Below are 24,863 nucleotides of genomic sequence, written 5' to 3'. Positions count from 1 at the left end.
ATTAATCGGAAGTATACTGTCGGAAGTATACTTCCGATATATTATGATTGATCGTCATCATATATAAACATTTTGCAAAAAATAAAAAAAACATTGAAAAGAGTTTATTTTTAGCAAACTATTAAATAATAGCTTTTAAAAAAAATAATAATAGTATAAATTAATAAAGTGTTATTATGAAAGGCTCAGTTAAAGCAAATTTAATAGTATTTTTTATTATAGCCATAATTGCATTTTGTATTAGTTCTGCATTCGCAACACTAACAATACACGAAGATAATGACTCATATAAATTAATACCTATTGAAAATGATTCATTTGAACCGCAAGAAATTTATTATGTGCCGACAGTTATCCCTCAGAATGATACTAATACAACCAATACAACTGATAGCACTTTTTCCAATATAACCAATGATATTGAGGACACAATAGACAATTGGACGAACAGCATAGATGAAATTGATTTTAATTAGGGGAAGACTGATAAAATGAGTGAAAAAAAGAAATTTATCAGAGATAGCGTCTATGGAGATATTATCTTAAAAAACTTCGAAGTAAAAATAATGGACATGCCGCAATTCCAACGTTTAAGGCGTATAAAACAACTAGGTTTAATAAGTTTAGTCTATCCTGGAGCAACACATACCCGATTTGAACATTGCGTTGGAACCATGAACCTAGGATCAAAACTCGCTGAAGAATTGGACTTAAGTAATGATGAAATCGAATTAATAAGAGCTTCAGCACTACTGCATGATATTGGACATGGCCCATTCTCACATGTATCCGAAGGAGTATTATCCGTCCCTCATGAAGAATTCTCAAAATTTGTAATTACTAAAACATCAATGAAAGATTTGCTTGAAGAAAAATTCGATGTAAATGAAATTGTAGACATTATAACCGGAAAAGGCCACTTAGGCCCGATTGTTTCAGGGGAACTTGATGTTGATAGAATGGATTATCTATTAAGAGATTCACACAATACCGGAGTGTCTTATGGAATAATTGATTATGAAAGACTAATCTCAAACTTAAGCTTAGATGATGGATTGATACTTGATATTAAAGGTGTTCAAGCTGCAGAAGGAGCATTAGTATCAAGGTATTTCATGTATCCAAGTGTGTATCAACACCACACAACAAGAATTGTCAATTCAATGTTTAGAAGAGCATTGAAAAAGACTTTCACTGAAGGAATAATCAATGAACGTGAAATGTATAAATACGACGATTCAGACATTACCGCAATATTTAGACATTGCGACAATGAGTATGTAAATGACATAATGTACAGATTGGACAACAGGATTGTCCCAAAAAGGGTTAAGACAATCCGTTTAGATAACTTTAAATTCCCGGAAAAAATGTATAAAATCAAACCGGAAGAACTTAGAAAAGCAGAAGAAGAAATAGCTGAAGATTATGGGCTTGATAAAGATTATATATTTATAAATATCGCAGAATATCCTCGTTTTGATGAGATGAAAACACAAGTGACCGTTGATGGAAAATTATTCCCATTGACTGAAATATCAAATATTATAGGGGCGTTGAGTAAGGCAAGATTTAACATACCAGATATTAGTGTTTATGTCCCAGAAGATGAGAAATCTAAATTTAACAAACTCAAATTAGAAAATTATGTTGATTTGCCAGAAATTGACCGTGAAAAATTCCATGGCATACATTACGACCAAATTAAACTATTCTAGGAGAATAACATGATAGTAATTGGAATAACAGGAGCAAGCGGAGTAATATATGGAATAAGACTCATTGAAGCTCTAAAAGAATTAGATATTGAAAATAGTTTAGTCATCAGTGATGCTGCTAAAATTGTTATTGAATCGGAAACTGAATATAGCGTTGAAGAGGTCATTGATATGGCAGACACATATTACGATTTCAATGATTTAACCGCTTCAATAAATAGCGGATCATTTAAAGCAGACGCACTGGCTATTGTGCCATGCTCCATGAAGACATTATCTTCAATTGCAAATGGATATGGTGCCAATACAATAACACGAGTTGCCGATGTGAGTTTGAAAGAAAAAAGGCCTACTGTTATTGTGCCTCGTGAAACTCCACTCAGAAGTGTTCATTTACAGAATATGCTAACATTATCACAAGAAGGGGCTATAATTTTACCTGCAATGCCCGGTTTTTACTCAACTCATGATACAGTTGATGACCAGATCAATTTTATTGTTGGAAAGATATTAGACTCTTTGAAAATTGAAAATAATTTATTTAAAAGGTGGGAGTAGATGTTAGAAGATAAGGATTTTATTAAATCCTGTGATGTTCCAGGACCAAGTAAAGAAGCTATAAGGGCGATAATATTATATAAATCAGAAGTCACATCTACCGATAAAGTTGTTGACTGCGGATGTGGAACTGGCGGAATCACTTGCGAATTCAGCCAAAGAGCAGGTGAGGTGATTTCCATTGATACAAATCCCGAAGCGATTGAGGTAACATCCAATAACCTTAAGAAATTTGGACTTGGAGATAATGTAACATTAATTAATGATGATGGGGCGAACGCTCTAAAAAATATTGATAACATTGATATTGCCATTGTAGGGGGCAGCGGCAGGCAATTAGAAAATATTTTAGACATTGTTAATGAAAAATTAAATCCGAAAGGAAGAATCATCATTACAGCTATTTTAGTTGACACTAAAGTTGAGGCCATCAACAAACTTAAAGATTTGGGATATAATCCAAAAATTATGGAAGTGAACATTTCAAATGGACGAGTCCTTGACCGTGGAGTTTTAATGATCAGCGAAAACCCAATAGCTATAATTACAGCAAAAAAACGATGAAAGCGGAGATTATAAAATGAGCAAAAGATTAAGTTGGAAAGTTAAATTTTCAATATTAATGATTATTTTAATAATAATTATTTATGGGTCTAATTACCTTGTATTAGGCGATGCAGAACATATTATTTCATATATCTGGACACATTTAGGTTTTATTCCGGTTGACATTTTACTGGTAGCATTCATACTTGATGAAATTATTGAAAAAAAAGAAAAAGAAGCTATGCTTGAAAAATTAGACATGCTTATGAGTACTTTCTTTTCAGAAGTCGGTAACGAGTTGATCAATCAATTGAGTACTGCAAATAAGTATAAAGCAAGTACTGAAAATTTAAAATCCATCAAAGATTGGGATGAAAGCGACTATGATAATAAGTTAGCTGAGTTAAAAGGAGCTTCACTTGATTTTCAGGCCAACATCCCTCCAGAGGAACGCGAAGAGTTTTTAGAAAACTTAAGAATGTTTCTTTCCAGTAAAAGAGAATTTATTATTAATTTAATAAACAATCCTAATTTACTTGAAAAAGAAGAATTTACTGAATTAATTAATGCTATTCTCCACTTAGATGAAGAATTAGAGCATAGAAAAGATTTAAATTTAGTTACCGATACTGATTTTGGCCATTTAAATGGAGATATGAAAAGAGTTTACGATAAATTAGTCTATGAATGGGTTTACTATTTAAAATATTTATACAAACATTACCCATACATGATTGCATTAGTTGTTCGTACTAATCCATTTGATGCTGACGCCGATGTATATGTAAAATAACCCTGGAGAGATTTAATATGAGTAACCATTTGAAAAATAGTGAAAATATTAAATCCTGCATTATTTTATGTGGAGGTAAGAGTAGTAGAATGGGTCAGGATAAAGGTTCTATGATTATTCAAGATAAACCTATGATTAAACACATCCTTTCTACTTTAAACCATCAAATTAATGAAGTTATTCTTGTTTTAAACGATGAATCTAGGATAGCCAAATATAGTGAATTTATTAATCCAAAAGATTACTCATTCAAACTATTTTTTATTGAAGATGAAATTAAAAATAAAGGTCCGATGCCTGGAATTATGACCGGGCTTCGAAAAATCAATAGTGAGTATGCATTAATTTTACCTTGTGATAGTCCGTATGTTTCTGTGAACTATATTAACGCTATTTTTGAAGAACTTGATGAGAATTTTCAAGCCATTGTTCCTTACCATGATCCAAAAGACAAGTTAAAAACATCAGAGCCGCTACATTCAATTTATAATAAAAACATTGTTCCGGAAATTGAAAAATTAGTTAGTGAAGATGTATTGCATATTAAAGGATTAATAGAAAAAATAGATGCAAAATTTATTTTAATTGATAATGAAAAAATAGAAAAAAAAGAATTTAGAAATCTTAATCGTCCGGAAGACGTTTAAAGATGTTCTATTAACTCTTTTGTTTTTGTTACTGCTAAATTAACAGCGAAAAGAATATCATCTTTAGTTAATGGTTCTTTTCCACCTTTTTGCATGGAACAAATGTGACCATCTTTTGTAACACCAACATTTAAACGAGCACTAGCTACGCTTTCTTCAGATAATGTTGGGTCGATAACCATTTTATCACCAATTTTAACAAAAGTACATAAAGCTAATTCATTATTAATTGGTAAATCAAAGGTTTCATCTTCACTAATGACAACTTCTTCATCAACAATACTTGCAACAGGTATTTTAGTAGATTTTAAAGCAGCCATAACAGCTAATTCACATGCATCGAAAAGGTTTCCGCAGTTATCAATAATATGCAAATCAATGAATAACATCCAAACGTGTTTTCCTTCTTCAACACATAACTTATCCAATTCTACTAATTCACTTTCACGAATACCTCTGTCAACTACACGTGCAAGTTCAATTGAATCATCACTAGGTGGTCCTGGTTCAAAAGTAGGATCAGCCATTGGTAACATTTCACAATTAGTCATTAAAACTCCTAAATCTGGAGTATCTGGGAATGGGCTTCCAAGTTGTGGTTTAATACCTACAATAACTTGAGTTCCTCCGAGTTTAACACGAGCAGAACCTTCAGCTTTAGAAATAACATTAGTTTCAATAGAAATGTCCCTATATTCATCAAGTCCCCTGCCATCTTCTCTTTTATCATTACTGACAAGGTTTACAATACTTTTTCTTGTAATTTCTGGTACTATCTCCATATTTTCCACCCACTATTCTATAGAATATTTTCTCATTAAAGCTTCTTTTTGAATCTCGTTTACTTTACGACATCCTTCCATAGCTAAATCAACTGCTTTTGCAAATTCTTCTTCAGTTAAATTACCGTCACTTTGTAGCAATGTGATTTCTCCAGTTCTTGGCATCATAGCTATTGGAACATCAGCTTGTCCTTCTTTATCTTCTTTTTCAGATAAATCAAGAACTATTTCATCATAAACTTTACCTGCAGCACAACCTACAACAATATCTTTCATAGGCACACCTGCATCAACAAGCGCAACAGAAGCGGCAGTAATTCCAGCACAACGAGTTCCACCTTCAGCTTCTATTACTTCAATATAAATATCAATCATTGAACGAGGATAATTTTCCAACATTAATGCTGGCCTTAAAGCATCAGCGGTAATTTTAGAAATTTCAGATGATCTTCTATCAGGCCCTGGCCTTTTTCTGTCATCTACGGAAAATGGCGCCATATTATATCTGCATCTTATTACACCAGTATTTGGTTCAAGTAATCTTCTAATGTATGATTCTCTAGGACCATAAACAGCTACTAATATTTTATTTCCACCAACTTCTAAGTAAGCTGAACCATCTGCACGTTCAAGAACTCCTGCTTCAATTTTAATAGGACGTAATTCATCAAATTTCCTACCATCATCTCTTACTAAATCTGACATCATATCAACCTCATAATCAAGAAAGAATCATTTATTATTTAATATAAAAGAGTTATTGGAGTTATCACCATAGGATAATGAACCATCTTTGCTTTTATTTTTTCTTTTAAATTCTTCTATAACTTCACCAATGTCTGGTTTTTCTTTTTTCTCTTTTTTCTCTTCTTCTTGTCTTTCCTCTTCTTGTCTTTCTTCTTCCTCTAATTCTTCTTTAAAGTTTTGAAGTTTAGGTTTTTCTAAGACAAATTCTTCTTCAACTTCTTCGATTTCTTCAGGTGGCAATTCACCATCAATAGTTAAATATAATTTGTTTTTAATCTTATTGGTTAAACCAGAAGTATGAGCTTCAGCTTCAATCAAATGGATAATCTCACGGGTGAGTTGTTCCATATCCTCGTTTCCTTTAACCCAAACAAGACCATTTTGACCAACGACAATTTTACATTTGGTTTTATCTTTAATCATGTTGATCATAGAGCCTTTTTTACCGATTAATCTAGGAACTTTAGTTGGAGCAATATCTACAATAATTCCTCCTTTAAATTTGCCCATTCCTCTACCTTTTAAACCAAGTTTTGCCTTTTTGATTTCATCAACTTCGACAACTCTTAAAAATAGCACATCCCCAACATCAAATACTCTGTTGAGTTCTTTTTTCTCACGACCAAACACTTCAAAAGCCGGTAAAATTCCGGAATATGGTGAATTAATGTCAACATCCCACATTGAGAATCTGACATCTTTAATTTTACCAATTACCACATCTCCTTTTTTAGGAACATATTTACTTTTCAAAGGAATAACTCTGATTTTTTTATTCCTTAAAGAAACACGACCCAATAAAGAAGAACAAACTTTACCATTCTCTTTAAAGGTACCTCTCCCTGAATAGTATTCATCATCGGCCAATATTTGACCTGGAATAACTAAATCTTTATTTTCTACGTGTATCATAATAATCCCATAAACATAAACATTTATTTAATTATTTTATAGTTCTAGTTTCTGCTTCTCCACCTGAAATTTCAGCCATTTTAGAAGCAAATGAATTTTGAAGACCCCCTGACATTTCGATGATTGCAATCCATGAACCATCCTGTTGCCATTCCTCATTTACAATTTCTCCAAATCCATGAATGACATTATAAGCACTTCCTGCTGCTGAACCTGGAAGTCTAACAGCAACTTTAACTTTTTCAAATCGGATTGGAATAAGTGGTTTGATGGCTTTTAGGGCTGATTGAACTTGTTGGTCTACTGATGTGAACGGATCAAACTTAACTTTTGCCTCATCACATGCATTTTCGATTCTTTGAACTGGATGAGGGAGCCCATTTTGAGGGTTGACTGCTTCTTTAGCAATCTTATTTATAACAAGTTTTCTTTTATCCTCCTGCATTTTCCTTTTTTGGTCAGCAGTTAACTGAACAGTTCCCTTTTCAAGTATAATCTTGGAAACTTCAATAGGATCAGTAGTTTCAAATATTTTGTTCATAGCTTCATCTGAAGCTTTATCTCCCTTTTTAGAGTCTTTAAAAATTTCTTCAACAGCTAAAAGATCTTCGATGGCAACATCTGGGCCATCCGGATTTCTGTAATCAGCTGCTAAATCAGGGTCAACTAATATTTCAAAATGTTCTCCTGAGTATTCATATTTAGCGATTATAGCTTCATCAATATTTACCATCAAAGCATCCCCTAACTAATTAATTAGAAAATAATTATTCTTCTTTGGAATCTTCTTGAGATTCTTCGGTTTCTTCACTCTCTTCTTCCTCTTCTTTTGGAATTACTTTATCAATGTATTTCTGTACCTCGTCTTGAGGAAGTTTTTCGTATTTTTCGTCTTCAAGTTTTATTACTGCAATTTCTACATTATTTGAAGTAGTTTCATGGTCAGTTGCATCATTAATAGCAGTTAAAGCTAATTCAATAGCTCCATCTAATGTTAAATCATCTTCATATTTCTCTTCAAAGATTTCCATTGCAGCAGATCTTCCTGAACCAATTGCAGTTGCTTTGTATTCAATTAAAGCTCCACTTGGGTCAGTTTCGTACAATTTACATTTTCCATTATATATTCCTCCAATGATTAAAGCAGAACCGAATGGTCTTACTCCACCATTTTGGGTATATAACTGTAACATATCACATAATTTTTTAGATAAGCTAGTTACACGAATAGGTTCACTATAGGTGATTTTGTTAATTTGTGCTTCAACTCTTGCTCTTTCAACTAATGCTCTTGCATCTGCTACAAGACCTGAAGTAGCTGCTCCAATATGTTCATCTATTTTGAAAATCTTTTCGATAGATGATGCTTCAACTAGTTTTGAAGTAGTTCTTTTGTCAACAGCTAAAACAATACCTTCTGAACTTTTTACACCAATAGATGTAGTTCCTCTTTTAACAGCTTCTCTTGCATATTCTACTTGGAAAAGTCTTCCATCTGGGCTAAATACAGTAATAGCCCTGTCATATCCAGCGCTTTGTAAAGGTTGCATATTAATACCTCATATTTTTATAAATGTTATAGTTTTATATTTCGACAACTTAAAAAAAATAAAACCAAATCTTCCATGAAAAGGCAAATATTAATTTTAACCACAAATACATAGTGAGTTAAAATATTTTTTATTCTTTTCCCATAAATTCAATTGATATATATAATAATATTTATTTATATAGTTTTCTATTTTATTCTAACAAAAAGTAATTAAATAAATTTTTCTGATGATTTTATTGTTCCGGACAACCCAATCGTAGTTATTGAAATATTCTTAGAATTATATTTATTGACTAAAGCCAGTGCTGACCTAACGTCTTCGGTAAAATCTCTTTGACATCTCACAATTGACTTATAATGAATGAAATCGTCAGTTTTGCCAATTTCATAAAATTTCATAACCCATAAATTAAAATTGGAAGTGTTGCACTCACCCTGAAATCGAACACAATTGTCCCAAATAATATTTACTAGCTCATCTTTAGTAAGTTGAGAAACACTTTTAATATCTAAAGTTAAATAACGGTTATTTTTCCTAAGGGTAGGTGGTAAAACCTTAAGCTTCATCATCAACCCTCCTAACTCCTTTAAAAATTAAATTACTCCTATTTTTATTAAATTCTAAAATATTTTCGGCGGTTTTAAAAGATTTATCAATCTCTTCATCAGTCAGTCCGGTTTGTTTAAAAACTGAAATGAAATCATGTGTAGTTTTAATATCAAAAATAGACTCTGCTCTTGAAGATAAAATCAAAGGAAAGTCAAATTTCCTATATAATGTGTAAATATCTCTGAAATTAGAAATAACCTTGGCTCTTGGTGCCAAATAACTCCTTAAAATATCTTTAAAACATAATTCAACAGCAACATTATTATTTGCCGCTTCTTTTGCAAGAATATGATTTAGGCCAGAATCATACCTTTTTAAATAGGGTCTTGACAACACATCTATTTTAATGTTTTCTAAAACAGATCTATTGACTTTTAAATCCCCACCAACAACAGAAATGCATAATGCTTTATTTCTAAACTTGTTAACGTTTTTTCTAATCTCATTAATGTTTGTTGATTCAATTTCTAATGTATAATCAAAATTTATAGTGTCCTTCAAATTCTCTTTTAAATCTTCTTTCAAATTTAGGGCATTTTGAAAATCATTCTGATTATATGAAAAATTAATATGCTCCCATCCATAATTAGAAGCTTCCATAGCCAGTTTAATATTATTTTCTAAGCTACTTCCTTTTATATTTAAATCAAAAAACATAGTAATTATTTTATTATTTTATATATTAATAACTTTTTAAAAAAAAAAAAGATAAGTGATAAATCAATCACTTATTGATATCTATAAAAATCAACTTCCCAATTTACAGTCTCATAATAATCTATTGTAAATTCTTCTTCAGAAGATGATGTGTATGTAAATGAGTCATATCTTGTCTCAACATCACTTTTCGGACCCCAATCTACACCACCAGACACATCATTGGAACCTGTGACATATAAATGGTTTGTAGCATAGTTTAAAATTGGATAAGCAGAAAGTTTTACCATTATTTTTCCTTCAGGAACACTAATAGTCTCAGAACCAGAACCTGAACCTGAATAACTTCCTATTAATTCCCACTCTTTAGACTTGCTTTTTGATGAGGACACTTTAGTTGTTTTTGCAGAATCAGAATCATCTTTATCATCATTAGAACTATCAACAGATTGTACTTCTTGAGAATCTGCACTATCCTGTGAATTATCGCTGCTTTCAACCGAATCAGAATTGCCATTTAATGCAAAATAACCAATTGTTCCGGCTAAAATAACTATAACTGCAATTAAAGCTATTATTATATATTTTGTGTTATCTGGCTTGGGTGAAGCAACTGGAGCAGACTGCTCTGTTAATGAATTTCCACATTTAGTGCAGAATTTCGCTTTATCTTTGTTTTCAAACCCACATTTACTACATTTCATTTTAATCAATTAAAACTATAATTTAATATTAATTTTGTCACACGTTATATATGTAGTTACTTATGAAATTTAAATGGGCCTAAGAAGTGTTTAAAGTAAGTATACAATGTTATAAAATATTTAATATTAAACATACATATATTTTATTATGGTGAAAGAAAACGATGAACTTCTGAAATTAACTTCATACGTTCAAATTTCCAAATACCGAGAAAAAACTTTAAAATCCATTGGTGACGATGTTAAAATACCAACTAAAATCGCTAGTGACAGTGGAATTAGAACTAATCATATTTCAAAAGTTCTAAGTGAATTAAAAAGCAAAGAAATTGTTGAATGCATTAATGAAGAAGCTCGTAAAGGAAGATTATACAGATTAACTGATACAGGTAAAGAAGTATTAGAAACTATTAAAGAGAAAGAAGAAAAGGGAGAATGAATTAACTTAATTCAATACCTTCTTTGATGCTTTTCAATTCCTTTATCTCTTCACTATTGCTTGAAACTTCTTTTAAAACATCATACATCATTTTTAATAAAATACTATTTTTAAAATCTAATGGGAAACAACTATCCGTTTCTTTAAAAATTGACTCATATGTTGGAGAGCTTAAATCCATACGATACTGAACTTTTATCTCCTCTCTTAATTCTTCATCAATATATTTTTCTAAATAAACAATTATTTCATTTGCAAAAGAATTCCCCAATTTAATCATACTGTCAACGGATTCATCATCAATTCCCATATTTTCAACTAAAACGTTAAAAGATCCATAGTTTTGATATCCATAAGGAATAAATCTTCCCTCTACGGTATGTGAGCAGTATTCGTTCATTATTTTAAACTCCGGAAGAGTTAAAAAATACCAAACAAAACTTTGAAGTGTAGTGGATGTTTCAACTTTAAAAATATAACATAATAAACTTTCAATAATCTCAAATAAGAAAAAATGACCTAATTCATGGATAATAGTTGCAATCTGAACTGAATCATCCAATCTGTCATCATAATAAATATTCTTTCCTAAAAATATATATCCCCTTTCATATCCTCTTGCTTTAGGTTTACACTCAGTAAAAATGCTTGCAAAGTTGAGAATTTTATTTCGGATAGTATCTCCCCAAATGTCAACATACGCTGCTCTTATAAATATATCGGACAAAATCTGATTGTACTGTTCGTTACTTACCTTGGCATTTGCTAGCAAATCCTGATTAAACTGAGAAAATAATGTTTCAAAATCCTCAATAGTTATTGGATTAATTTGGCTTCCACATTTAACACAATGAGTAGCAAAATCCGTGTTATTTTCGCCGCAAATCGGACAGATGTGTTCTAACAATAATTTATTGCCGCAATGAGTACAATAATTATTTTCTTTAAAATTAAAAGTTCCACAGACATCACAATATCTCATTATAACCACTACCTAAAACTATTTTTAAGAGTTTTAACTACATTATTGATGGAATTTTGTTGAATAAATCTTCTCTTAACATTTTTGCCACAATTATGGCAGAACTCGCTGTCCCATGATAACACTTCTCCACAAGAACATACAATTCTTGTTTTAACATTTCTCTGAGGGTTTAATGGTCTTTTACAATTCTCACAAAACTTATGATGTTTTGAATTCTTATGGCCGCAAATACAGACAATCTTTGTATCTTCCTTGTTTAAATTATTGCCACATTGAACGCAAAAGTCACTGGTGATGTCATTTAATGTGGAGCATGTGCATAATATTTTCATTTTACCCAAATTTCCGTAATTAGTTAAGGGCAATCCGCAGTTTTTACAGAAATGAGAGAATTTTTCGTTTTCCTCTCCGCAAAAACAAAATATTGAATCATTAAACTCTAGATTAAAATTACTATAATTATCCATTGATTCCAATTCATCTTCTTTTAACTGTCTACCGCACATTTCACAGAAGACATTTTCATTTGAGTTGATTGCGCCGCATTCACATAAGATTGTATCAACAGAAAATTTCGGTTTGGTTTCACCTTTAAAGATTTTTGAGAATTTGCTTGGTGTTCTTTTAGCCCCGCACATATAACAATACTCATTGTTAATGTCATTTATGTATCCGCAAGAGCATATTTCATATTTAAAATTATTTTTAGTATTAATGTATGGTGAAAAATCAATTTCAAAATTAAAGAACCCTACATCATGTATTGGAGGGATTAAAACAATGGTTGTATTTTTTCCATCATAACCTGTTTTATGTCCGCAACCACTACAATAAGGTTCATTTGGTAGTATTCTATGACCGCATTTTTTACAATAATTCCCTAAATCCATTTTTATCCTTTTTTAGATAATGATTGAATTTCTTCAACGACTTTGAATAATACTTCTTGACCTAGCCCTTCAATGTATTTGATGGAACCTGCACATTCATGGCCTCCTCCATCTACTCCAGCTTGAGGAACTTTCTCAATCATTTTATCTACAATTTCATTTACATTAAATCCATACTGTTCATTCACTGCATCTGTTGCTCTAAATACGCCAAAATCAGGCCCATGGCCTAATGTTACAATCGGCTTATCTTCTCCTAATTGTTTTATAATATGGTCATGCACGAATCCGCAGGTTTTCCCAGGAGCGGGGAATGTGAATTTATGGGCGAATTTTTCAACATCAAGCAAATTAAAGTAGATTCCATTTTCAAGTTGTATCTGTTTGATATTTGGAAGTGCTGCTCTAAGTTGAGTGTTAACCCTTTTTTGATATTCCTTATATAATGCATCAATCATTTTTCTGTGTTTATCAACATTGTCAACTGCTAAAATTGTATCCATTATCCCTCTACCATTCATAAATCTTAGGAAATAAGCTTCAAAATCAACGCATTCAGCTACTTTTGCTATGTGTTCTTGACTAAATCCTTTTTGAGCAGCTAACTTTAAGTATTGGTAAACTTCACCACATTCAGAACGATCCCCCAATGCGGCAATTGCAGGTAAATGTTGAATTAATTCCTTAACGCTAGGATTTATAATATGTGCTACTTCTGTTGCAAGACAGCCTGCAGTTAGTTGTGAATCTCCACCAACTAAGTAAGGATTAACATGTGTATCTACATATTCATCAACAGCGACTGTTGCTCCATAAATCTCGCCATCATGTTCATCTTTTGTGAGCAATTCGCCTGGAGAATGGTGATCGATTACAACAACTTCAATATCATAGATTTTCGCTTGCATTAATGCTACAATATCCTCTTCTGTTGAACCGTTATCCAACAATACAATCAAAGGCAATTTTTGACCATGCCTTTCCTGGTCTTCTAGGGCAAATGACAAATCTTTTACAACATCTTCAAGCTCATAAAATGGCGCTTTACTTGGTGATCTTTTAAAATAGTAATATTCAGCATCATTGCTTGGATTTATTTCTCGTATTAATGGAACAATCGCCTTTTCCATTGCAACACCGGAGACTATTCCATCAGCATCATTGTGGTGCCTAAGTATGACAGTTCTTCCATCAAGTATTGCCCTTCTAATTTTTTGGGCGGCTTCATACATTTTAGGCCTGAGTCTATTTAAAACATCACTTTTGACTAAGAAATCAACCTCCTGTGGTCGAGATTTCCTATTTAATGCTTCGTCAATTAATTTATGTAATTGGCGAGTACTTTCTTCATCAAGTTTTAGCATAGAAGATGATTCAATTTGTGTTTTTCCGCCATGCTCATTTACCTCACCAATAACTTGAACCGCATCATTTAATTCTATTTCAGGATAAGATCTCTCACCTGCTTTATCAAATGCGGCAATTTCGGCTGTTCCGGATTCATCACTAATTATAAATATTGTTGGACCGGAAGTCTGTTGGATTTGCTGAACTTCACCGTCAATCCTGACAATTTTACCTTTATTCTCATCCAATTGAGATATAAGTGTTCGTGGAATTGATTTAGTTAGCCTTTTAAGATTATATGATTCAACATAAGCTGGTGCAAAATCGATTTTACCTTCTCTTGATTTAATTGAAGTTATAAATACAATTACTTCATCCCCGACATTATATTCAGAGACATCGCCTCTCATTAAACCCCAAACGCTATTATTTAAGGATACGAAAGCACCATACCTTTCTATTCTTGTAATTTTTCCTTTGTATAATTTGTCTTTATCTATATCTCTCATATTACAAATGGAATCAAGAACATACACGTCGCGAGCTTGTTTTCGTTTAGCTTCAAATTCATCATACTTAACTTTCTCAGCCTTTCTTTTTTCGCCACATTCATGACATAAATCATATTTTTCATCGAGTAATGTACCACAGTCTCTGCATACATTTATCTGACCTGTTCCATGACAGTAAGGACATTCCTCATAAACTTCTACCTGTCCTTTTCCATTACATGCTTCACATGGAATATCTTCTTCCCCTCCAAGGTCAAATTTATCACGTGCTTTACTGTTTACTCCTTTAAAATGATTACCTATATCAAAAACATCATCTTCAAAACCTGTTCCTCCACAGGCCTCACATTCTTTATAGTCCACTACAACTGAACCTATTCCATTACATTTTGGACATTTAGTTTTCATTTTAAACCTCATTTAAGTAAATAATTCTGGATTCTCTTGAACAATTTCGTTTCTTTCATTTTGATATGTTAATGAACTATACATCAAATCATTGGCTTCAGTACCATGAGTTGATCCAGTGTAATTATAATAGATTTCCAAATAATATATTGCTTCTTTTAGCTCATCAACAGCTTTTAATTTAAGCTTCACTTCGTTTATTGTTGTGTCAATGTAATCTTTGTGAACCTCATTTAAATCCTTATCATATTTTTCTTGAATCTTTTCAAGTTTATTTAAACTATTATTATAATTATCTCCGGCAGATATTGCTTTTTCTCTTGATTGCTCAAAATATCTGCTGTTTAATAATTCAACGGATTCATTGTAATCTTTATCGCCTTGAACAATGCCCTCACTAATATCAGGCATGGATTCATTAATATTATCCAGGGAACTATCAACAAAAACAATAGCTATGGATATTAAAAGTAAAACTACAACAAAAATTATTAATTTTATATAACTAGACACAATATATCTTATATAAAAAGATATTATTAAAATTTTTTATAAAAAAAATAGAAAAAAAGTTTAAAAATTAATTTTTAAACTTATTCGCTGGACCAAAGTCCGTGTAAATTACAGAATGCCAATGCTTTAACATCATCAGTTGAGTTTACAGTGAAAGTTGCTTCTGCAACATCTCCAGGTTTAAAGCATTTAGCGTATTGTTCAGCACCTGCTTCAACAATTACGAATTGAATGTAGTGGTCATCATCCATTGGGTGAGCTGCTTCACCGACTTTTACGGTTACTTTGTCACCATCGATTTCAACTACAGGTTTGTGTTTAGGAGATTTTTCTCCTTCAGTTTGAACAGGGAATGCAAGCATGTGGTCAGAACATACTTTTTCATCGCCTTCAGCTAAGACTTGGATAATACTTCCACAATCGTCACATTTTAAAATTTTTGCCATATAAAACATCTCCTTATATAGTTAAAGATATTTTATTTATCAAAGTATTTATTATTATTGATTGCTTTCATAATAATTTTCAATTGCCGCTTGAAGTCCATCAGCCGCAAGGTTTGAACAATGCATTTTAATTGGTGGAAGACCATCTAATTCTTCTGCAACATCGTTTCTTGAGATTTTTAATGCTTCTTCAAGAGTTTTTCCAACTGCAATTTCAGTAATCATACTGCTGGTTGCAATAGCTGCTCCGCAACCAAATGTCTGGAAAGAGATGTCCTCAATAACTTCATCATCATTAACTTTAATGTAGATTGTCATTAAATCCCCACAGGTTGGGTTTCCAACAGTCCCAACTCCGTTTGCATCTTCCATCATTCTACAGTTTCTTGGGTTTGCAAAGTGATCCATTACTTTTTCTGAATAATCCATAATTAACACATCCTACAATCGTCACCGTGTTTTTTACACATTACGCCATCATAATCTAATTCTTGATTCCATAAAGGAGACATTTGTCTTAATCTTGCAACTGCTTCTGCAAGAGTATTTACAAATTCATCAACGTCAAAAGTATCACTTTCAGGAGCTAAAGAAATTCTAAGTGATCCATGAACATCAACTGGGTCTAAACCAAGTGCAGTCAATACCGGTGATGCTTCTAGTTTATTTGATGAACATGCTGAACCAGTTGAAGCCTGATAACCTTTTGCATCTAAAAGCAGAATTAATGATTCTCCTTCAATAGCTTTAAATCTAAAGTTTGCAAGATTCGGCAATCTATGTTCTTTGTTACCATTTAGATATGCTTCCGGAATTGTAGCTAAAACTTTTTCTATGATTTCATCACGTATTGCGGATAATTTTTCATAGTGCTCATCTAATTGAGATACTGCAAGCTCACATGCTTTTCCAAATCCGACAATTCCTGGAACGTTTTCAGTACCGGCTCTAATTCCTCTTTCTTGTCCACCACCATGGATTAATGGAACAACACGAGTTCCTTTTCTAATATATATTGCTCCAACACCTTTTGGTCCATTAATTTTGTGAGAAGATAAAGAAAGCAAATCAACTTTTAATTTCTCAACATCTACTTCAACTTTACCAAAGGTTTGAACAGCATCAGTGTGGAATTTAATGCCTTTTTCACGAGCAATTTCACCAATTTCTTCAATTGGCTGGAGGGTTCCAATTTCATTGTTACCATGCATTACAGTAATTAAAATTGTCTCATCAGTTATTGCTTCTTTTAAATCTTCAATTTTAATAATACCATCTTCATAGACAGGTAAGTAGGTTACTTTAAAGTCTAAAGATTCTAAGAAATATAAAGTCTCTTTTACAGCAGGGTGTTCAATTTCAGTGGTGATAATATGTTTTCCTTTTTTAGCTAATTTAAAAGCAATCCCCTTAATAGCTAAATTATCGGATTCTGATCCCCCACCGGTGAAGATTATTTCTTCAGGTTTAGCATTAATTGCATCTGCTACTCTTTGACGAGCTAATTCTAATGCTTTTTTTGATTCGCGACCAATTCCATAAAGAGTAGAAGGATTTCCAAACTCTTCAGTGAAATATGGTTTCATCTCTTCAAAAACTTCCTCACTTACTTGTGTAGTTGCTGAGTTATCTAAATACATTCTCTATCTCCCAATTGTTTTTTTATATTAATTAAATTCTTATTTTATATAAATTTAAAGTGAATTAATGGTAACCTAGTCAAGACTATCAAGTGCTTGGCCTAAGTCATCAATTAAATCATTTACATCTTCTAAACCAATAGAAAGTCTAATGAAATCAGGAGTTACTCCTGTTGCCTCTTGTTCTTCAGGGCTTAATTGCTGGTGTGTAGTACTTGCTGGATGAATTGCGAGACTTTTTGCATCACCAATATTTGCAAGAATTGAGAATAATTCTAATTTTTCAATTACCTTACGACCAGCTTCTTCTCCACCTTCAACACCAAATCCTAAGATTCCGGCAAAGTTATCTTTTAAGTATTTTTTATTAATTTCATATGTTGGGTGGGATTCTAAACCAGGATAGTTTACCCATTTAACTTTAGGATGTGATTCTAAAAATTTAGCTACTTTTAAAGCATTTTCAGAGTGTCTTTTTACACGCAAATCTAAACTTTCAAGTCCTTGTAAGAAAATGAAGCTGTGTACCGGTGCTTGTGTTGCCCCGATATCTCTTAAGAGTCTTGCTCTTGCTCTTACAGTAAATGCAATGTTTCCAAGTTCAGGAACATCTCCAAATGCATCCCAAAATACCAATCCGTGGTAACTTGGATCTGGTTTTGTGAAGTTTGCAAACTTGCCGTTTCCCCAGTTGAATTTACCAGAATCTACAATATATCCTCCAATAGCTGTACCATGTCCTCCAACATATTTAGTAGCTGATGCTGCAATAACATCTGCACCATATTCTAATGGTCTGACAAGACCTACACCAACAGTATTGTCCACTATTAATGGTATGTCATGAGAATGTGCAATTTCTGCGAGTGCTTCGAAATCAGGCACATCTAATTTTGGATTTCCAATAGATTCTACATATATTGCCTTTGTTTTTTCATCAATTGCATCTTCAAAAGCTTGCAAATCTTGTGAGTCAACAAATTTGACTTCTCTTGCTAAGTCTCTAAAAGTATAATTAAATAATTGGTAAGTTCCACCATAAAGGTTGTCTGCTGAAACAATGTTGTCTCCAGGTTCAGTTACATTTAAAATCGCATATGAAATTGCTGCAAGACCACTTGATGTTGCAAGACCTGAGTTACCGCCTTCGATAGCGGCAATTCTTGCTTCAAATACATCACTGGTAGGGTTTGTAAGTCTGGAGTAAATTTGTCCAAACTCTTGAAGGGCGAATCTCCTTGCAGCTTCATCTGAGTCTTTAAATACATATGAAGTTGTTTGATAAATTGGAACTGCCTGGGCCCCAGTTGCGGGGTCTGGAATTTGTCCTGCGCGTACACCTAAAGTTGCTAATCCATAATCTTTATTTGTCATAAATATCACCTTTTTAAATAAATTTTCAGTAAATTATATCACGTGTTATATTTACTATATAACAATAGTTATTTTTTATATATAAATGTTTTGGTATACCTAAAAAATAACAGTCAAAAAACAGGAAAATGAGATGACCTCATTCGATTATAACGTATGTTATTTTTAGTATATAAAGGTTGTTATATCTTTTGAAAAACTATGAAAAAAGTTAAAAAAAGAGGAGAAAAATCTCCCTAATCATTAATCTCATAACCTAAAGATTGTAGGTCTGATCTAATTTTATCGGATAAGTCATATTGTTTGTTAGCTCTAAGTTCAGACCTAACTTCAGAAATCAAATTAAGCAAGTCATCAGAACCTGCATTGACTTCTTCAGTTTCAAAGCTAACGCCTAAAATATGTGCTGCATCATCCAGGAATGCCTTAATAGCTATTTTATCTTCATTGGATAAATTATCTAAGTCATTTTTAGTATCATTGATTAATCCAAATAATGCTGCAATAGCTTTTGGAGTGTTAAAGTCATCATCCATACTATTAAAGAATTCTTCCTTATGAGGAGCTAAGACATCACATTCATAATCTTCATATCCGACTTCTACATCTAAAAGTTCATAGTATTTTCTGATTCTATCCAAACTTCTTTCAGATTGATGAAGGGAATCTTTAGAAAAGTCGATAGGACTTCTGTAATGAGTGGATAAAACAAAGAATCTGAAAGTGTCCGGTTCATAGCTTTCAAGCAATTCACGGATTGTAATAAAGTTATGAAGTGATTTGGACATCTTTTCTCCATTAACATTTAAAAATCCTGTATGTAACCAGTATCTTACCATTGGAGATTTTCCGCTTACCGCTTCCATTTGAGTAATTTCAGCTTCGTGGTGTGGGAAAATCAAGTCAAGTCCTCCACCATGGACATCATATTGTTCTCCAAAGTAGAATTCAGTGATTGCAGTATCCTCAATGTGCCATCCAGGTCTTCCGTCACCCCATGGAGATGGCCAGGTAGGTTCATCTACTCCTTCACGTTTTTTCCATAACGCAAAATCTTGCTGGTTTTTCTTTGTAGTTTCAGCTATTTCACGATGGGATTCTAACTCTTCCACATTTCTATTAGATAATTTACCAAATTCCTCAAAAGTGTCTATTTCAAAGTAAACTCCATCTTCAGTTTCATAGGCAAATCCCTTATCGATTAATCTTTGGATTTGGTCAATGATTTCAGGCATATGATCTGTTGCTCTTGCAAATAGATTAACGCCATTAACATTTAATCTTTCCATGTCTTCACGATATCTCTTCTCGAATCTACGTGCTAGGATATCTGATGGAATTCCACTTTCTTTTGAGCGGTTAATTATTTTATCGTCAATATCTGTAACATTTTGAATATAAAATACTGCATATCCTTTGTATTCCAAGTATCTTTTTATTGTATCAAAGGAAATGTATGTTCTTCCGTGCCCAATATGAGCATCATCGTAAACAGTAGGACCACAAACAAATAAATTTACACGATTTTCGTTAATTGTTTTAAAATCCTCTTTCATACGAGTTAAAGTTGAATAAATCTCCATAAGAATAAACCTCGAAAAAAAGTAATTATAAAAGGCAAGTGAGGGATTTGAACCCCCGTATTATGGTCTGCAGCCACACACCTAAGCCACTCGGTAAACTTGCCATTAAAATTAATAAGATAATAAAATATTGTTATTAATAGTTTATATAGTTTACTATAAATTCCAATATTTTAGCAATTACTAGCTTCTGAACCTAAACAAGATTGACAATCTTCCCCAAGTTCAGACTTATCAATATTAAGTTGTTCTAAAACATCCGCAGTTTCAACATGTTTGCATATAGCACATGTTCTTCCTATTAATTGAGCTTTTGTAGCTCTTCCATCTGATAATTCTTGAGCAAAGTCTTTAATCATTTTTCTGACATTATCATCAAGTTTAATTCCACTACCACGTTTATCAGTTATATATTGTGATACGGCGGGTTGAGTAATGTCCATGAGTTCAGAAACATCTTTCTGCCTCATACCTAAATTCAAAAGTTCTTTTGCTAATTCTGATCTGATAGCTGGTATTACATACCATACAACGATTTCACAAGGTGGTTTCACATTAATCCCCATCCTTTTTAAATAAATCTTCTAACTCTTCTTGTTCATCTCTAATATCTTCAGTTAAACAAATTTCGTGTTTTTCAAATAAAATCTCGAAACGTTTATCGTTTTCTTGAAGATGCTTTTCGATTACTCTTAATGCATCAGCAACAGGATCCGGAAGCTTTCCATGATCCAAATCAACTGTTTCAGGACGCACTCCTTTACGTCTAACAATTCTGCCTGGAACTCCAACACAAGTTGATTGTGGAGGAACATCTTTTAAAACTACAGCTCCAGTACCGATTTTAGAATATTCTCCAATAGTAATGTTTCCCATTACTTTAGCACCAGCACCAACAATTACTCCACGTTCAAGTGTTGGGTGTCTTTTAGTTTTTTCAGTGCTGGTACCGCCAAGGATTACTCCTTGATAAAGCAGCACATCATCACCAACTATGGCTGTTTCTCCAACAACAACACCCATTCCATGATCAATGAAAACTCTTTTACCAAATGTCGCACCAGGGTGAATTTCAATTCCTGTAATAAATCTTGCCAAATTAGAATTCATACGGGCTAAAAGCTTAAAAGAATGATTCCATAACCAATGACTTACCCTATGGAATAATAAAGCATAAAATCCAGGGTAACATAAAAAAATCTCTAATGTAGAGCGAGCCGCTGGATCTTTTTGCTTAATAGCTTTAATTTCATCCCTTAAATTTTTAAACATCTGGTATACCTCTAAAGTTTACAATTAAAATATTATAACATATGGTATATATAGTTATTCTTATTCAAATAACCAATCAACAGAGAGGTATCTTTCACCGTTATCCGGTAAAATAGCTATTATTCTTTTACCTTTATTTTCTTCTTTTTTAGCTAAATCAAGTGCCGCCCAAGTTGCAGCTCCAGATGAAATACCTGAAAATATACCCTCTTCACGAGCAAGTGCAAGTAAAGTATTACCCGCATCTTCGTTTGCAACAGGAATAATTTCATCAATTACACTATCGTCATAAATTGATGGGACAAACCCTGCACCAATACCTTGGATTTTGTGAGGTCCTTTTTCACCTTTTCCTAAAGTTTGGGAATCTTTTGGTTCGACAGCGACAATTTTGACACCAGGAACTTCTTCTTTTAATACTTTACCGATTCCGGTAATTGTTCCGCCTGTACCTACACCACCAATTACAATATCAACTTTTCCTTCAGTGTCTCTTAAAATTTCTTGAGCGGTGGTTTCAGCGTGGATTTTAACATTAGCAGGATTGTCAAATTGACCTAATATAATAGAATCTGGAGTTTCTTCATTTAATTCATTTGCTTTTGCAATAGCTCCTCCCATTCCATCAGCACCAGGAGTTAAAACAATTTCAGCACCTAAAACACTTACGAATTTCCTTCTTTCAATGGACATGGTTTCAGGCATGGTTATAATTAATTTATAACCTTTTGCTGCCGCTGCAAATGCAAGGCCAATACCGGTATTTCCACTAGTCGGTTCAATGATTGTTGAACCTGGCTTGAGCAATCCTTTTTCTTCTGCATCTTCAATCATTGCAACCGCAACTCTGTCTTTTACACTGCCAGTTGGGTTGAATGATTCGACTTTTACATCAACTTCTGCTTCTAAATCTTTAGTTAAATTATTTAATCTTACAATTGGAGTATTTCCGATAGCATCTGTAATACTTTCTAAAACTCCTCTTTTTAATTTTGGAATATTTGCCATATTTTTATTCTCCTATATTATTTTATATATGTTTTAAGGCATATTAAAGGGTTATTTTAAAAGTTAATATAACGATTGTTATAATAACTACTGTTATATAACATTGTTTTAGTTTATAAATGTTTTGGTATGACTAAAAAATTATTAAATATTTTCCCCACAATAATCACAAATGTCAGTGCACGGACACATTTCACATTGAGGAGAGATTGGTTTGCAGATGTTTTGACCGAACTGGACCATCAAATCATTCAATTTAATCCACAATTCCTCAGGAGCGATTTTGCACAATTCAACCTCAGTTTCTTCAGGATTTTTTGTATCCACCAAACCTAAACGGTTGGAAATCCTGTGAACATGCGTATCGACCGGGATTGCAGGAAGCTCAAAAGCAAAAACCATTACACAATTTGCTGTTTTTCTGCCAACGCCAGGAAGTTTAATCATTTCTTCAACAGTGTCCGGAACTTCACCGCCATACTGATCAATTAATATTTGGGAAACTTCTTGAATTCTGGCGGCCTTAACATTATAAAAACCAGCAGGTTTGATTAACTTTTTAACATCATCAATTGGAGCATCAACAACCGCATAAATATCCGGATATTTATCAAATAGGTTATTTGTAGCTTGATCGGTATTTTCATCACGAGTTCTTTGAGAAAGAATAGTTCTAATCAATACCTTATATGGGTCATGGTCCAAAAATGTCCTAATAGTAAAAACACTCTCTAACTCTTCTATTAATTTTATTACACGTTCTTCCTTATTCATTGTTTAACTCCAATTCAAATCCAAGTGCCGCCATACTTTCAATAAAATTAGGGAAAGATACATCAAAGACTTCCCCATTTGTAATTTCAATGTCATGCTTAAGGCCTATTAAACTAAATGCCATTGCTAAACGATGATCCCCATGAGAATCAACTCTGCCAGAGCTAACTCCTCCAGTAATGCTCATACCATCTTCTCTTTCAGTTAATTTACAACCTAATTTTTCCAATTCCCTGCAAGTTGTATCAATCCTATCAGTTTCTTTAACTCTTGCATGAGCAACACCGGTAATATTGGTTGTTCCTTCAGCCATTGCCGCAAGAACAGCTACTGTGATAAGCAAATCCGGCGCATTTGACAAATCAACATCAATAGCTTTTAGCTTGCCTTCTGATGCAATTTCAACATAATCTTCACCACGAATAATTGTAGCTCCCATAGCCTGAAGGATATCTAATATATATTTATCGCCTTGCTTGGAGGTTCTGAATAGATTCTTTATTTTAGCTTTTCCACCATTAATGGCTATCAATGCCAATAAATATGATGCTGATGAGTAATCTCCTTCAACAGTATAATCGCAAGCAACATAATCCTGTTTTCTGACTATGAATTCATCAATTCTGCAACTTTGATGCACCTTATCACAATTATCGTGTTTTAAGTAGTATCCCTTTAATGTTTTAACTCCGAATTTCCTCATAATATCCAAAGTCATATTCACATAAGGTCTTGATTTGAATTCAGGCAGAACATACAATATAACCCCATGTTCAGACAACGGTGCGGACACTAAAATTGATGAAATAAACTGTGAACTAACATTACCCATAATATTGGTCTCGCCACCAACATAACCCGGCTTGATTAATATTGGTGCCTTATCATTATCATTTAATGACTCTGTCTCAATTCCTAAAGAATATAACGCCCCCATAAGCAATCCCATAGGACGAGTTTGCAGTGAGTCATCCCCAGTCAATATGACCTCATTGTCGCTTAGGGCGGAAACGGATGTCATTAACCTTAAGGTTGTTCCAGAATTGGCCAAATCAATAGGTTCGGCTGAGCTATTATGAAGCTTTCCTCCGGTACCTATGACCTCCAAACAATCATCATTCCTAGTTATTTCAGCACCTAAAGCTTCACATACCCTAATTGATGATAGAGTATCTTCCGAATATAACATATCATACAATTTGGATGTTCCTTTGGCTAGTGAAGCGAGAATAACTGCTCTGTGAGAATAACTTTTTGAAGGAGGTGCCTTAACGACTCCACCGATTTCTGAAATATTTTTAACCTTGAGAATCATTTTATCATTATTATTTTTAATTTAATTTCATTAAATATTTACCTATGAAAAATTTGATACTGGAAAAATATTTTTCAAATGCTCTCACTATTTTTTTAAATACAAAAAATTGAAAATTATTTATAAGGATG

Annotated in this window: 29 protein-coding genes and 1 tRNA gene; 7 read left to right on the top strand and 23 right to left on the bottom strand. The window is 32.8% G+C overall.

Annotated features, from left to right (window positions below):
* Positions 1 to 176: 176 nt before the first annotated feature.
* The 6 genes from IKS50_RS01460 to IKS50_RS01435 are packed head-to-tail and all read left to right on the top strand — an operon-like array spanning position 177 to position 4,262.
* Positions 177 to 476 (top strand): hypothetical protein, encoded by a 300-nt coding sequence (locus tag IKS50_RS01460; protein WP_292844234.1) that lies wholly within the window; start codon positions 177 to 179, stop codon positions 474 to 476.
* Between the two features lie 15 nt (positions 477 to 491).
* Entirely contained in the window at positions 492 to 1,718 is a 1,227-nt protein-coding gene (locus tag IKS50_RS01455) for an HD domain-containing protein (protein ID WP_292844232.1), read from the top strand.
* Between the two features lie 9 nt (positions 1,719 to 1,727).
* Positions 1,728 to 2,276, top strand: coding sequence for a UbiX family flavin prenyltransferase (locus IKS50_RS01450; RefSeq protein ID WP_292844230.1), 549 nt, complete (start codon positions 1,728 to 1,730; stop codon positions 2,274 to 2,276).
* Positions 2,277 to 2,840, top strand: a complete 564-nt coding sequence (gene cbiT, locus IKS50_RS01445) for a precorrin-6Y C5,15-methyltransferase (decarboxylating) subunit CbiT (RefSeq protein WP_292844228.1) — start codon at positions 2,277 to 2,279, stop codon at positions 2,838 to 2,840.
* Between the two features lie 16 nt (positions 2,841 to 2,856).
* Positions 2,857 to 3,615: a hypothetical protein gene (locus tag IKS50_RS01440; RefSeq protein ID WP_292844226.1), complete on the top strand. Its 759-nt coding sequence runs from the start codon at positions 2,857 to 2,859 to the stop codon at positions 3,613 to 3,615.
* A 17-nt stretch (positions 3,616 to 3,632) separates the two neighbouring features.
* The gene (locus tag IKS50_RS01435; RefSeq protein WP_292844224.1) at positions 3,633 to 4,262 is read left to right on the top strand and encodes a molybdenum cofactor guanylyltransferase; all 630 of its coding nucleotides are present in this window, start codon (positions 3,633 to 3,635) and stop codon (positions 4,260 to 4,262) included.
* Here the strand turns inward: IKS50_RS01435 and rrp42 are convergent.
* From rrp42 to IKS50_RS01395, 8 genes are all read right to left on the bottom strand, one after another.
* Entirely contained in the window at positions 4,259 to 5,044 is a 786-nt protein-coding gene (gene rrp42, locus IKS50_RS01430; protein WP_292844222.1) for an exosome complex protein Rrp42, read from the bottom strand. The genes IKS50_RS01435 and rrp42 overlap by 4 nt on opposite strands.
* A gap of 12 nt (positions 5,045 to 5,056) precedes the next feature.
* Positions 5,057 to 5,752, bottom strand: coding sequence for an exosome complex exonuclease Rrp41 (gene rrp41 / locus IKS50_RS01425; RefSeq protein WP_292844220.1), 696 nt, complete (start codon positions 5,750 to 5,752; stop codon positions 5,057 to 5,059).
* 24 nt (positions 5,753 to 5,776) lie between these two features.
* On the bottom strand, positions 5,777 to 6,703 hold the full coding sequence (rrp4, locus tag IKS50_RS01420; RefSeq protein WP_292844218.1) for an exosome complex RNA-binding protein Rrp4: 927 nt from the start codon (positions 6,701 to 6,703) through the stop codon (positions 5,777 to 5,779).
* A 31-nt stretch (positions 6,704 to 6,734) separates the two neighbouring features.
* On the bottom strand, positions 6,735 to 7,436 hold the full coding sequence (locus tag IKS50_RS01415; protein WP_292844216.1) for a ribosome assembly factor SBDS: 702 nt from the start codon (positions 7,434 to 7,436) through the stop codon (positions 6,735 to 6,737).
* A 34-nt stretch (positions 7,437 to 7,470) separates the two neighbouring features.
* On the bottom strand, positions 7,471 to 8,253 hold the full coding sequence (psmA, locus tag IKS50_RS01410; RefSeq protein WP_292844214.1) for an archaeal proteasome endopeptidase complex subunit alpha: 783 nt from the start codon (positions 8,251 to 8,253) through the stop codon (positions 7,471 to 7,473).
* Positions 8,254 to 8,465: 212 nt separating this feature from the next.
* The gene (locus tag IKS50_RS01405; protein ID WP_292844448.1) at positions 8,466 to 8,822 is read right to left on the bottom strand and encodes an Rpp14/Pop5 family protein; all 357 of its coding nucleotides are present in this window, start codon (positions 8,820 to 8,822) and stop codon (positions 8,466 to 8,468) included.
* Positions 8,812 to 9,522 (bottom strand): ribonuclease P protein component 3, encoded by a 711-nt coding sequence (gene rnp3 / locus IKS50_RS01400; protein ID WP_292844212.1) that lies wholly within the window; start codon positions 9,520 to 9,522, stop codon positions 8,812 to 8,814. Before rnp3 ends, IKS50_RS01405 begins: the two co-directional genes overlap by 11 nt.
* A gap of 71 nt (positions 9,523 to 9,593) precedes the next feature.
* Entirely contained in the window at positions 9,594 to 10,226 is a 633-nt protein-coding gene (locus IKS50_RS01395; protein WP_292844210.1) for a zinc ribbon domain-containing protein, read from the bottom strand.
* A 148-nt stretch (positions 10,227 to 10,374) separates the two neighbouring features.
* Between IKS50_RS01395 and IKS50_RS01390 the strand changes: the two genes are divergently transcribed.
* On the top strand, positions 10,375 to 10,665 hold the full coding sequence (locus IKS50_RS01390; RefSeq protein WP_292844208.1) for a winged helix-turn-helix domain-containing protein: 291 nt from the start codon (positions 10,375 to 10,377) through the stop codon (positions 10,663 to 10,665).
* Between the two features lies 1 nt (position 10,666).
* Here IKS50_RS01390 and IKS50_RS01385 read toward each other — a convergent pair whose 3' ends face one another.
* The 15 genes from IKS50_RS01385 to aroA all read right to left on the bottom strand — a co-directional run bounded on the left by IKS50_RS01385 (position 10,667) and on the right by aroA (position 24,732).
* The gene (locus IKS50_RS01385; RefSeq protein WP_292844206.1) at positions 10,667 to 11,647 is read right to left on the bottom strand and encodes a zinc ribbon domain-containing protein; all 981 of its coding nucleotides are present in this window, start codon (positions 11,645 to 11,647) and stop codon (positions 10,667 to 10,669) included.
* An 8-nt stretch (positions 11,648 to 11,655) separates the two neighbouring features.
* On the bottom strand, positions 11,656 to 12,540 hold the full coding sequence (locus tag IKS50_RS01380; RefSeq protein ID WP_292844204.1) for a zinc-ribbon domain-containing protein: 885 nt from the start codon (positions 12,538 to 12,540) through the stop codon (positions 11,656 to 11,658).
* 2 nt (positions 12,541 to 12,542) lie between these two features.
* Positions 12,543 to 14,807 (bottom strand): DHH family phosphoesterase, encoded by a 2,265-nt coding sequence (locus tag IKS50_RS01375; RefSeq protein WP_292844202.1) that lies wholly within the window; start codon positions 14,805 to 14,807, stop codon positions 12,543 to 12,545.
* A gap of 12 nt (positions 14,808 to 14,819) precedes the next feature.
* On the bottom strand, positions 14,820 to 15,320 hold the full coding sequence (locus IKS50_RS01370; RefSeq protein ID WP_292844200.1) for a hypothetical protein: 501 nt from the start codon (positions 15,318 to 15,320) through the stop codon (positions 14,820 to 14,822).
* Positions 15,321 to 15,400: 80 nt separating this feature from the next.
* Positions 15,401 to 15,766, bottom strand: a complete 366-nt coding sequence (locus IKS50_RS01365) for a desulfoferrodoxin family protein (protein WP_292844198.1) — start codon at positions 15,764 to 15,766, stop codon at positions 15,401 to 15,403.
* 54 nt (positions 15,767 to 15,820) lie between these two features.
* The gene (nifU, locus tag IKS50_RS01360; protein WP_292844196.1) at positions 15,821 to 16,195 is read right to left on the bottom strand and encodes a Fe-S cluster assembly scaffold protein NifU; all 375 of its coding nucleotides are present in this window, start codon (positions 16,193 to 16,195) and stop codon (positions 15,821 to 15,823) included.
* 2 nt (positions 16,196 to 16,197) lie between these two features.
* Entirely contained in the window at positions 16,198 to 17,406 is a 1,209-nt protein-coding gene (gene nifS / locus IKS50_RS01355) for a cysteine desulfurase NifS (RefSeq protein ID WP_292844194.1), read from the bottom strand.
* Positions 17,407 to 17,481: 75 nt separating this feature from the next.
* Positions 17,482 to 18,780, bottom strand: coding sequence for an O-acetylhomoserine aminocarboxypropyltransferase/cysteine synthase family protein (locus IKS50_RS01350; RefSeq protein WP_292844192.1), 1,299 nt, complete (start codon positions 18,778 to 18,780; stop codon positions 17,482 to 17,484).
* A gap of 236 nt (positions 18,781 to 19,016) precedes the next feature.
* A complete protein-coding gene (gene cysS, locus IKS50_RS01345) occupies positions 19,017 to 20,363 on the bottom strand; it encodes a cysteine--tRNA ligase (protein ID WP_292844191.1) in 1,347 nt (448 codons plus the stop codon).
* A 32-nt stretch (positions 20,364 to 20,395) separates the two neighbouring features.
* Positions 20,396 to 20,467, bottom strand: a tRNA-Cys gene (locus IKS50_RS01340).
* Positions 20,468 to 20,536: 69 nt separating this feature from the next.
* Positions 20,537 to 20,917 (bottom strand): transcriptional regulator, encoded by a 381-nt coding sequence (locus IKS50_RS01335; protein WP_292844189.1) that lies wholly within the window; start codon positions 20,915 to 20,917, stop codon positions 20,537 to 20,539.
* Position 20,918: 1 nt separating this feature from the next.
* On the bottom strand, positions 20,919 to 21,635 hold the full coding sequence (gene cysE, locus IKS50_RS01330) for a serine O-acetyltransferase (protein WP_292844187.1): 717 nt from the start codon (positions 21,633 to 21,635) through the stop codon (positions 20,919 to 20,921).
* A 60-nt stretch (positions 21,636 to 21,695) separates the two neighbouring features.
* Positions 21,696 to 22,643 (bottom strand): cysteine synthase A, encoded by a 948-nt coding sequence (cysK, locus tag IKS50_RS01325; protein WP_292844185.1) that lies wholly within the window; start codon positions 22,641 to 22,643, stop codon positions 21,696 to 21,698.
* A 144-nt stretch (positions 22,644 to 22,787) separates the two neighbouring features.
* The gene (gene nth / locus IKS50_RS01320) at positions 22,788 to 23,417 is read right to left on the bottom strand and encodes an endonuclease III (protein ID WP_292844183.1); all 630 of its coding nucleotides are present in this window, start codon (positions 23,415 to 23,417) and stop codon (positions 22,788 to 22,790) included.
* On the bottom strand, positions 23,410 to 24,732 hold the full coding sequence (gene aroA, locus IKS50_RS01315; protein WP_292844181.1) for a 3-phosphoshikimate 1-carboxyvinyltransferase: 1,323 nt from the start codon (positions 24,730 to 24,732) through the stop codon (positions 23,410 to 23,412). Before aroA ends, nth begins: the two co-directional genes overlap by 8 nt.
* Positions 24,733 to 24,863: the final 131 nt, after the last annotated feature.

Origin of the sequence: Methanobrevibacter sp., assembly GCF_017539065.1 — an archaeon.
Taxonomy (GTDB): Archaea; Methanobacteriota; Methanobacteria; order Methanobacteriales; family Methanobacteriaceae; genus Methanocatella.
The sequence above is the reverse complement of the archived record's forward strand: the minus strand, read 5'-3'. Positions and strand labels throughout refer to the sequence as shown.

Excerpts from the sequence above, each read along its gene's own strand:
- IKS50_RS01460 (WP_292844234.1), top strand. The coding sequence starts at position 177 with ATGAAAGGCTCAGTTAAAGCAAATTTAATAGTATTTTTTATTATAGCC.
- IKS50_RS01455 (WP_292844232.1), top strand. The coding sequence starts at position 492 with ATGAGTGAAAAAAAGAAATTTATCAGAGATAGCGTCTATGGAGATATT.
- IKS50_RS01450 (WP_292844230.1), top strand. The coding sequence starts at position 1,728 with ATGATAGTAATTGGAATAACAGGAGCAAGCGGAGTAATATATGGAATA.
- cbiT (WP_292844228.1), top strand. The coding sequence starts at position 2,277 with ATGTTAGAAGATAAGGATTTTATTAAATCCTGTGATGTTCCAGGACCA.
- IKS50_RS01440 (WP_292844226.1), top strand. The coding sequence starts at position 2,857 with ATGAGCAAAAGATTAAGTTGGAAAGTTAAATTTTCAATATTAATGATT.
- IKS50_RS01435 (WP_292844224.1), top strand. The coding sequence starts at position 3,633 with ATGAGTAACCATTTGAAAAATAGTGAAAATATTAAATCCTGCATTATT.
- rrp42 (WP_292844222.1), bottom strand. The coding sequence starts at position 5,044 with ATGGAGATAGTACCAGAAATTACAAGAAAAAGTATTGTAAACCTTGTC.
- rrp41 (WP_292844220.1), bottom strand. The coding sequence starts at position 5,752 with ATGATGTCAGATTTAGTAAGAGATGATGGTAGGAAATTTGATGAATTA.
- rrp4 (WP_292844218.1), bottom strand. The coding sequence starts at position 6,703 with ATGATACACGTAGAAAATAAAGATTTAGTTATTCCAGGTCAAATATTG.
- IKS50_RS01415 (WP_292844216.1), bottom strand. The coding sequence starts at position 7,436 with ATGGTAAATATTGATGAAGCTATAATCGCTAAATATGAATACTCAGGA.
- psmA (WP_292844214.1), bottom strand. The coding sequence starts at position 8,253 with ATGCAACCTTTACAAAGCGCTGGATATGACAGGGCTATTACTGTATTT.
- IKS50_RS01405 (WP_292844448.1), bottom strand. The coding sequence starts at position 8,822 with ATGAAGCTTAAGGTTTTACCACCTACCCTTAGGAAAAATAACCGTTAT.
- rnp3 (WP_292844212.1), bottom strand. The coding sequence starts at position 9,522 with ATGTTTTTTGATTTAAATATAAAAGGAAGTAGCTTAGAAAATAATATT.
- IKS50_RS01395 (WP_292844210.1), bottom strand. The coding sequence starts at position 10,226 with ATGAAATGTAGTAAATGTGGGTTTGAAAACAAAGATAAAGCGAAATTC.
- IKS50_RS01390 (WP_292844208.1), top strand. The coding sequence starts at position 10,375 with ATGGTGAAAGAAAACGATGAACTTCTGAAATTAACTTCATACGTTCAA.
- IKS50_RS01385 (WP_292844206.1), bottom strand. The coding sequence starts at position 11,647 with ATGAGATATTGTGATGTCTGTGGAACTTTTAATTTTAAAGAAAATAAT.
- IKS50_RS01380 (WP_292844204.1), bottom strand. The coding sequence starts at position 12,540 with ATGGATTTAGGGAATTATTGTAAAAAATGCGGTCATAGAATACTACCA.
- IKS50_RS01375 (WP_292844202.1), bottom strand. The coding sequence starts at position 14,807 with ATGAAAACTAAATGTCCAAAATGTAATGGAATAGGTTCAGTTGTAGTG.
- IKS50_RS01365 (WP_292844198.1), bottom strand. The coding sequence starts at position 15,766 with ATGGCAAAAATTTTAAAATGTGACGATTGTGGAAGTATTATCCAAGTC.
- nifU (WP_292844196.1), bottom strand. The coding sequence starts at position 16,195 with ATGGATTATTCAGAAAAAGTAATGGATCACTTTGCAAACCCAAGAAAC.
- nifS (WP_292844194.1), bottom strand. The coding sequence starts at position 17,406 with ATGTATTTAGATAACTCAGCAACTACACAAGTAAGTGAGGAAGTTTTT.
- IKS50_RS01350 (WP_292844192.1), bottom strand. The coding sequence starts at position 18,780 with ATGACAAATAAAGATTATGGATTAGCAACTTTAGGTGTACGCGCAGGA.
- cysS (WP_292844191.1), bottom strand. The coding sequence starts at position 20,363 with ATGGAGATTTATTCAACTTTAACTCGTATGAAAGAGGATTTTAAAACA.
- cysE (WP_292844187.1), bottom strand. The coding sequence starts at position 21,635 with ATGTTTAAAAATTTAAGGGATGAAATTAAAGCTATTAAGCAAAAAGAT.
- cysK (WP_292844185.1), bottom strand. The coding sequence starts at position 22,643 with ATGGCAAATATTCCAAAATTAAAAAGAGGAGTTTTAGAAAGTATTACA.
- nth (WP_292844183.1), bottom strand. The coding sequence starts at position 23,417 with ATGAATAAGGAAGAACGTGTAATAAAATTAATAGAAGAGTTAGAGAGT.
- aroA (WP_292844181.1), bottom strand. The coding sequence starts at position 24,732 with ATGATTCTCAAGGTTAAAAATATTTCAGAAATCGGTGGAGTCGTTAAG.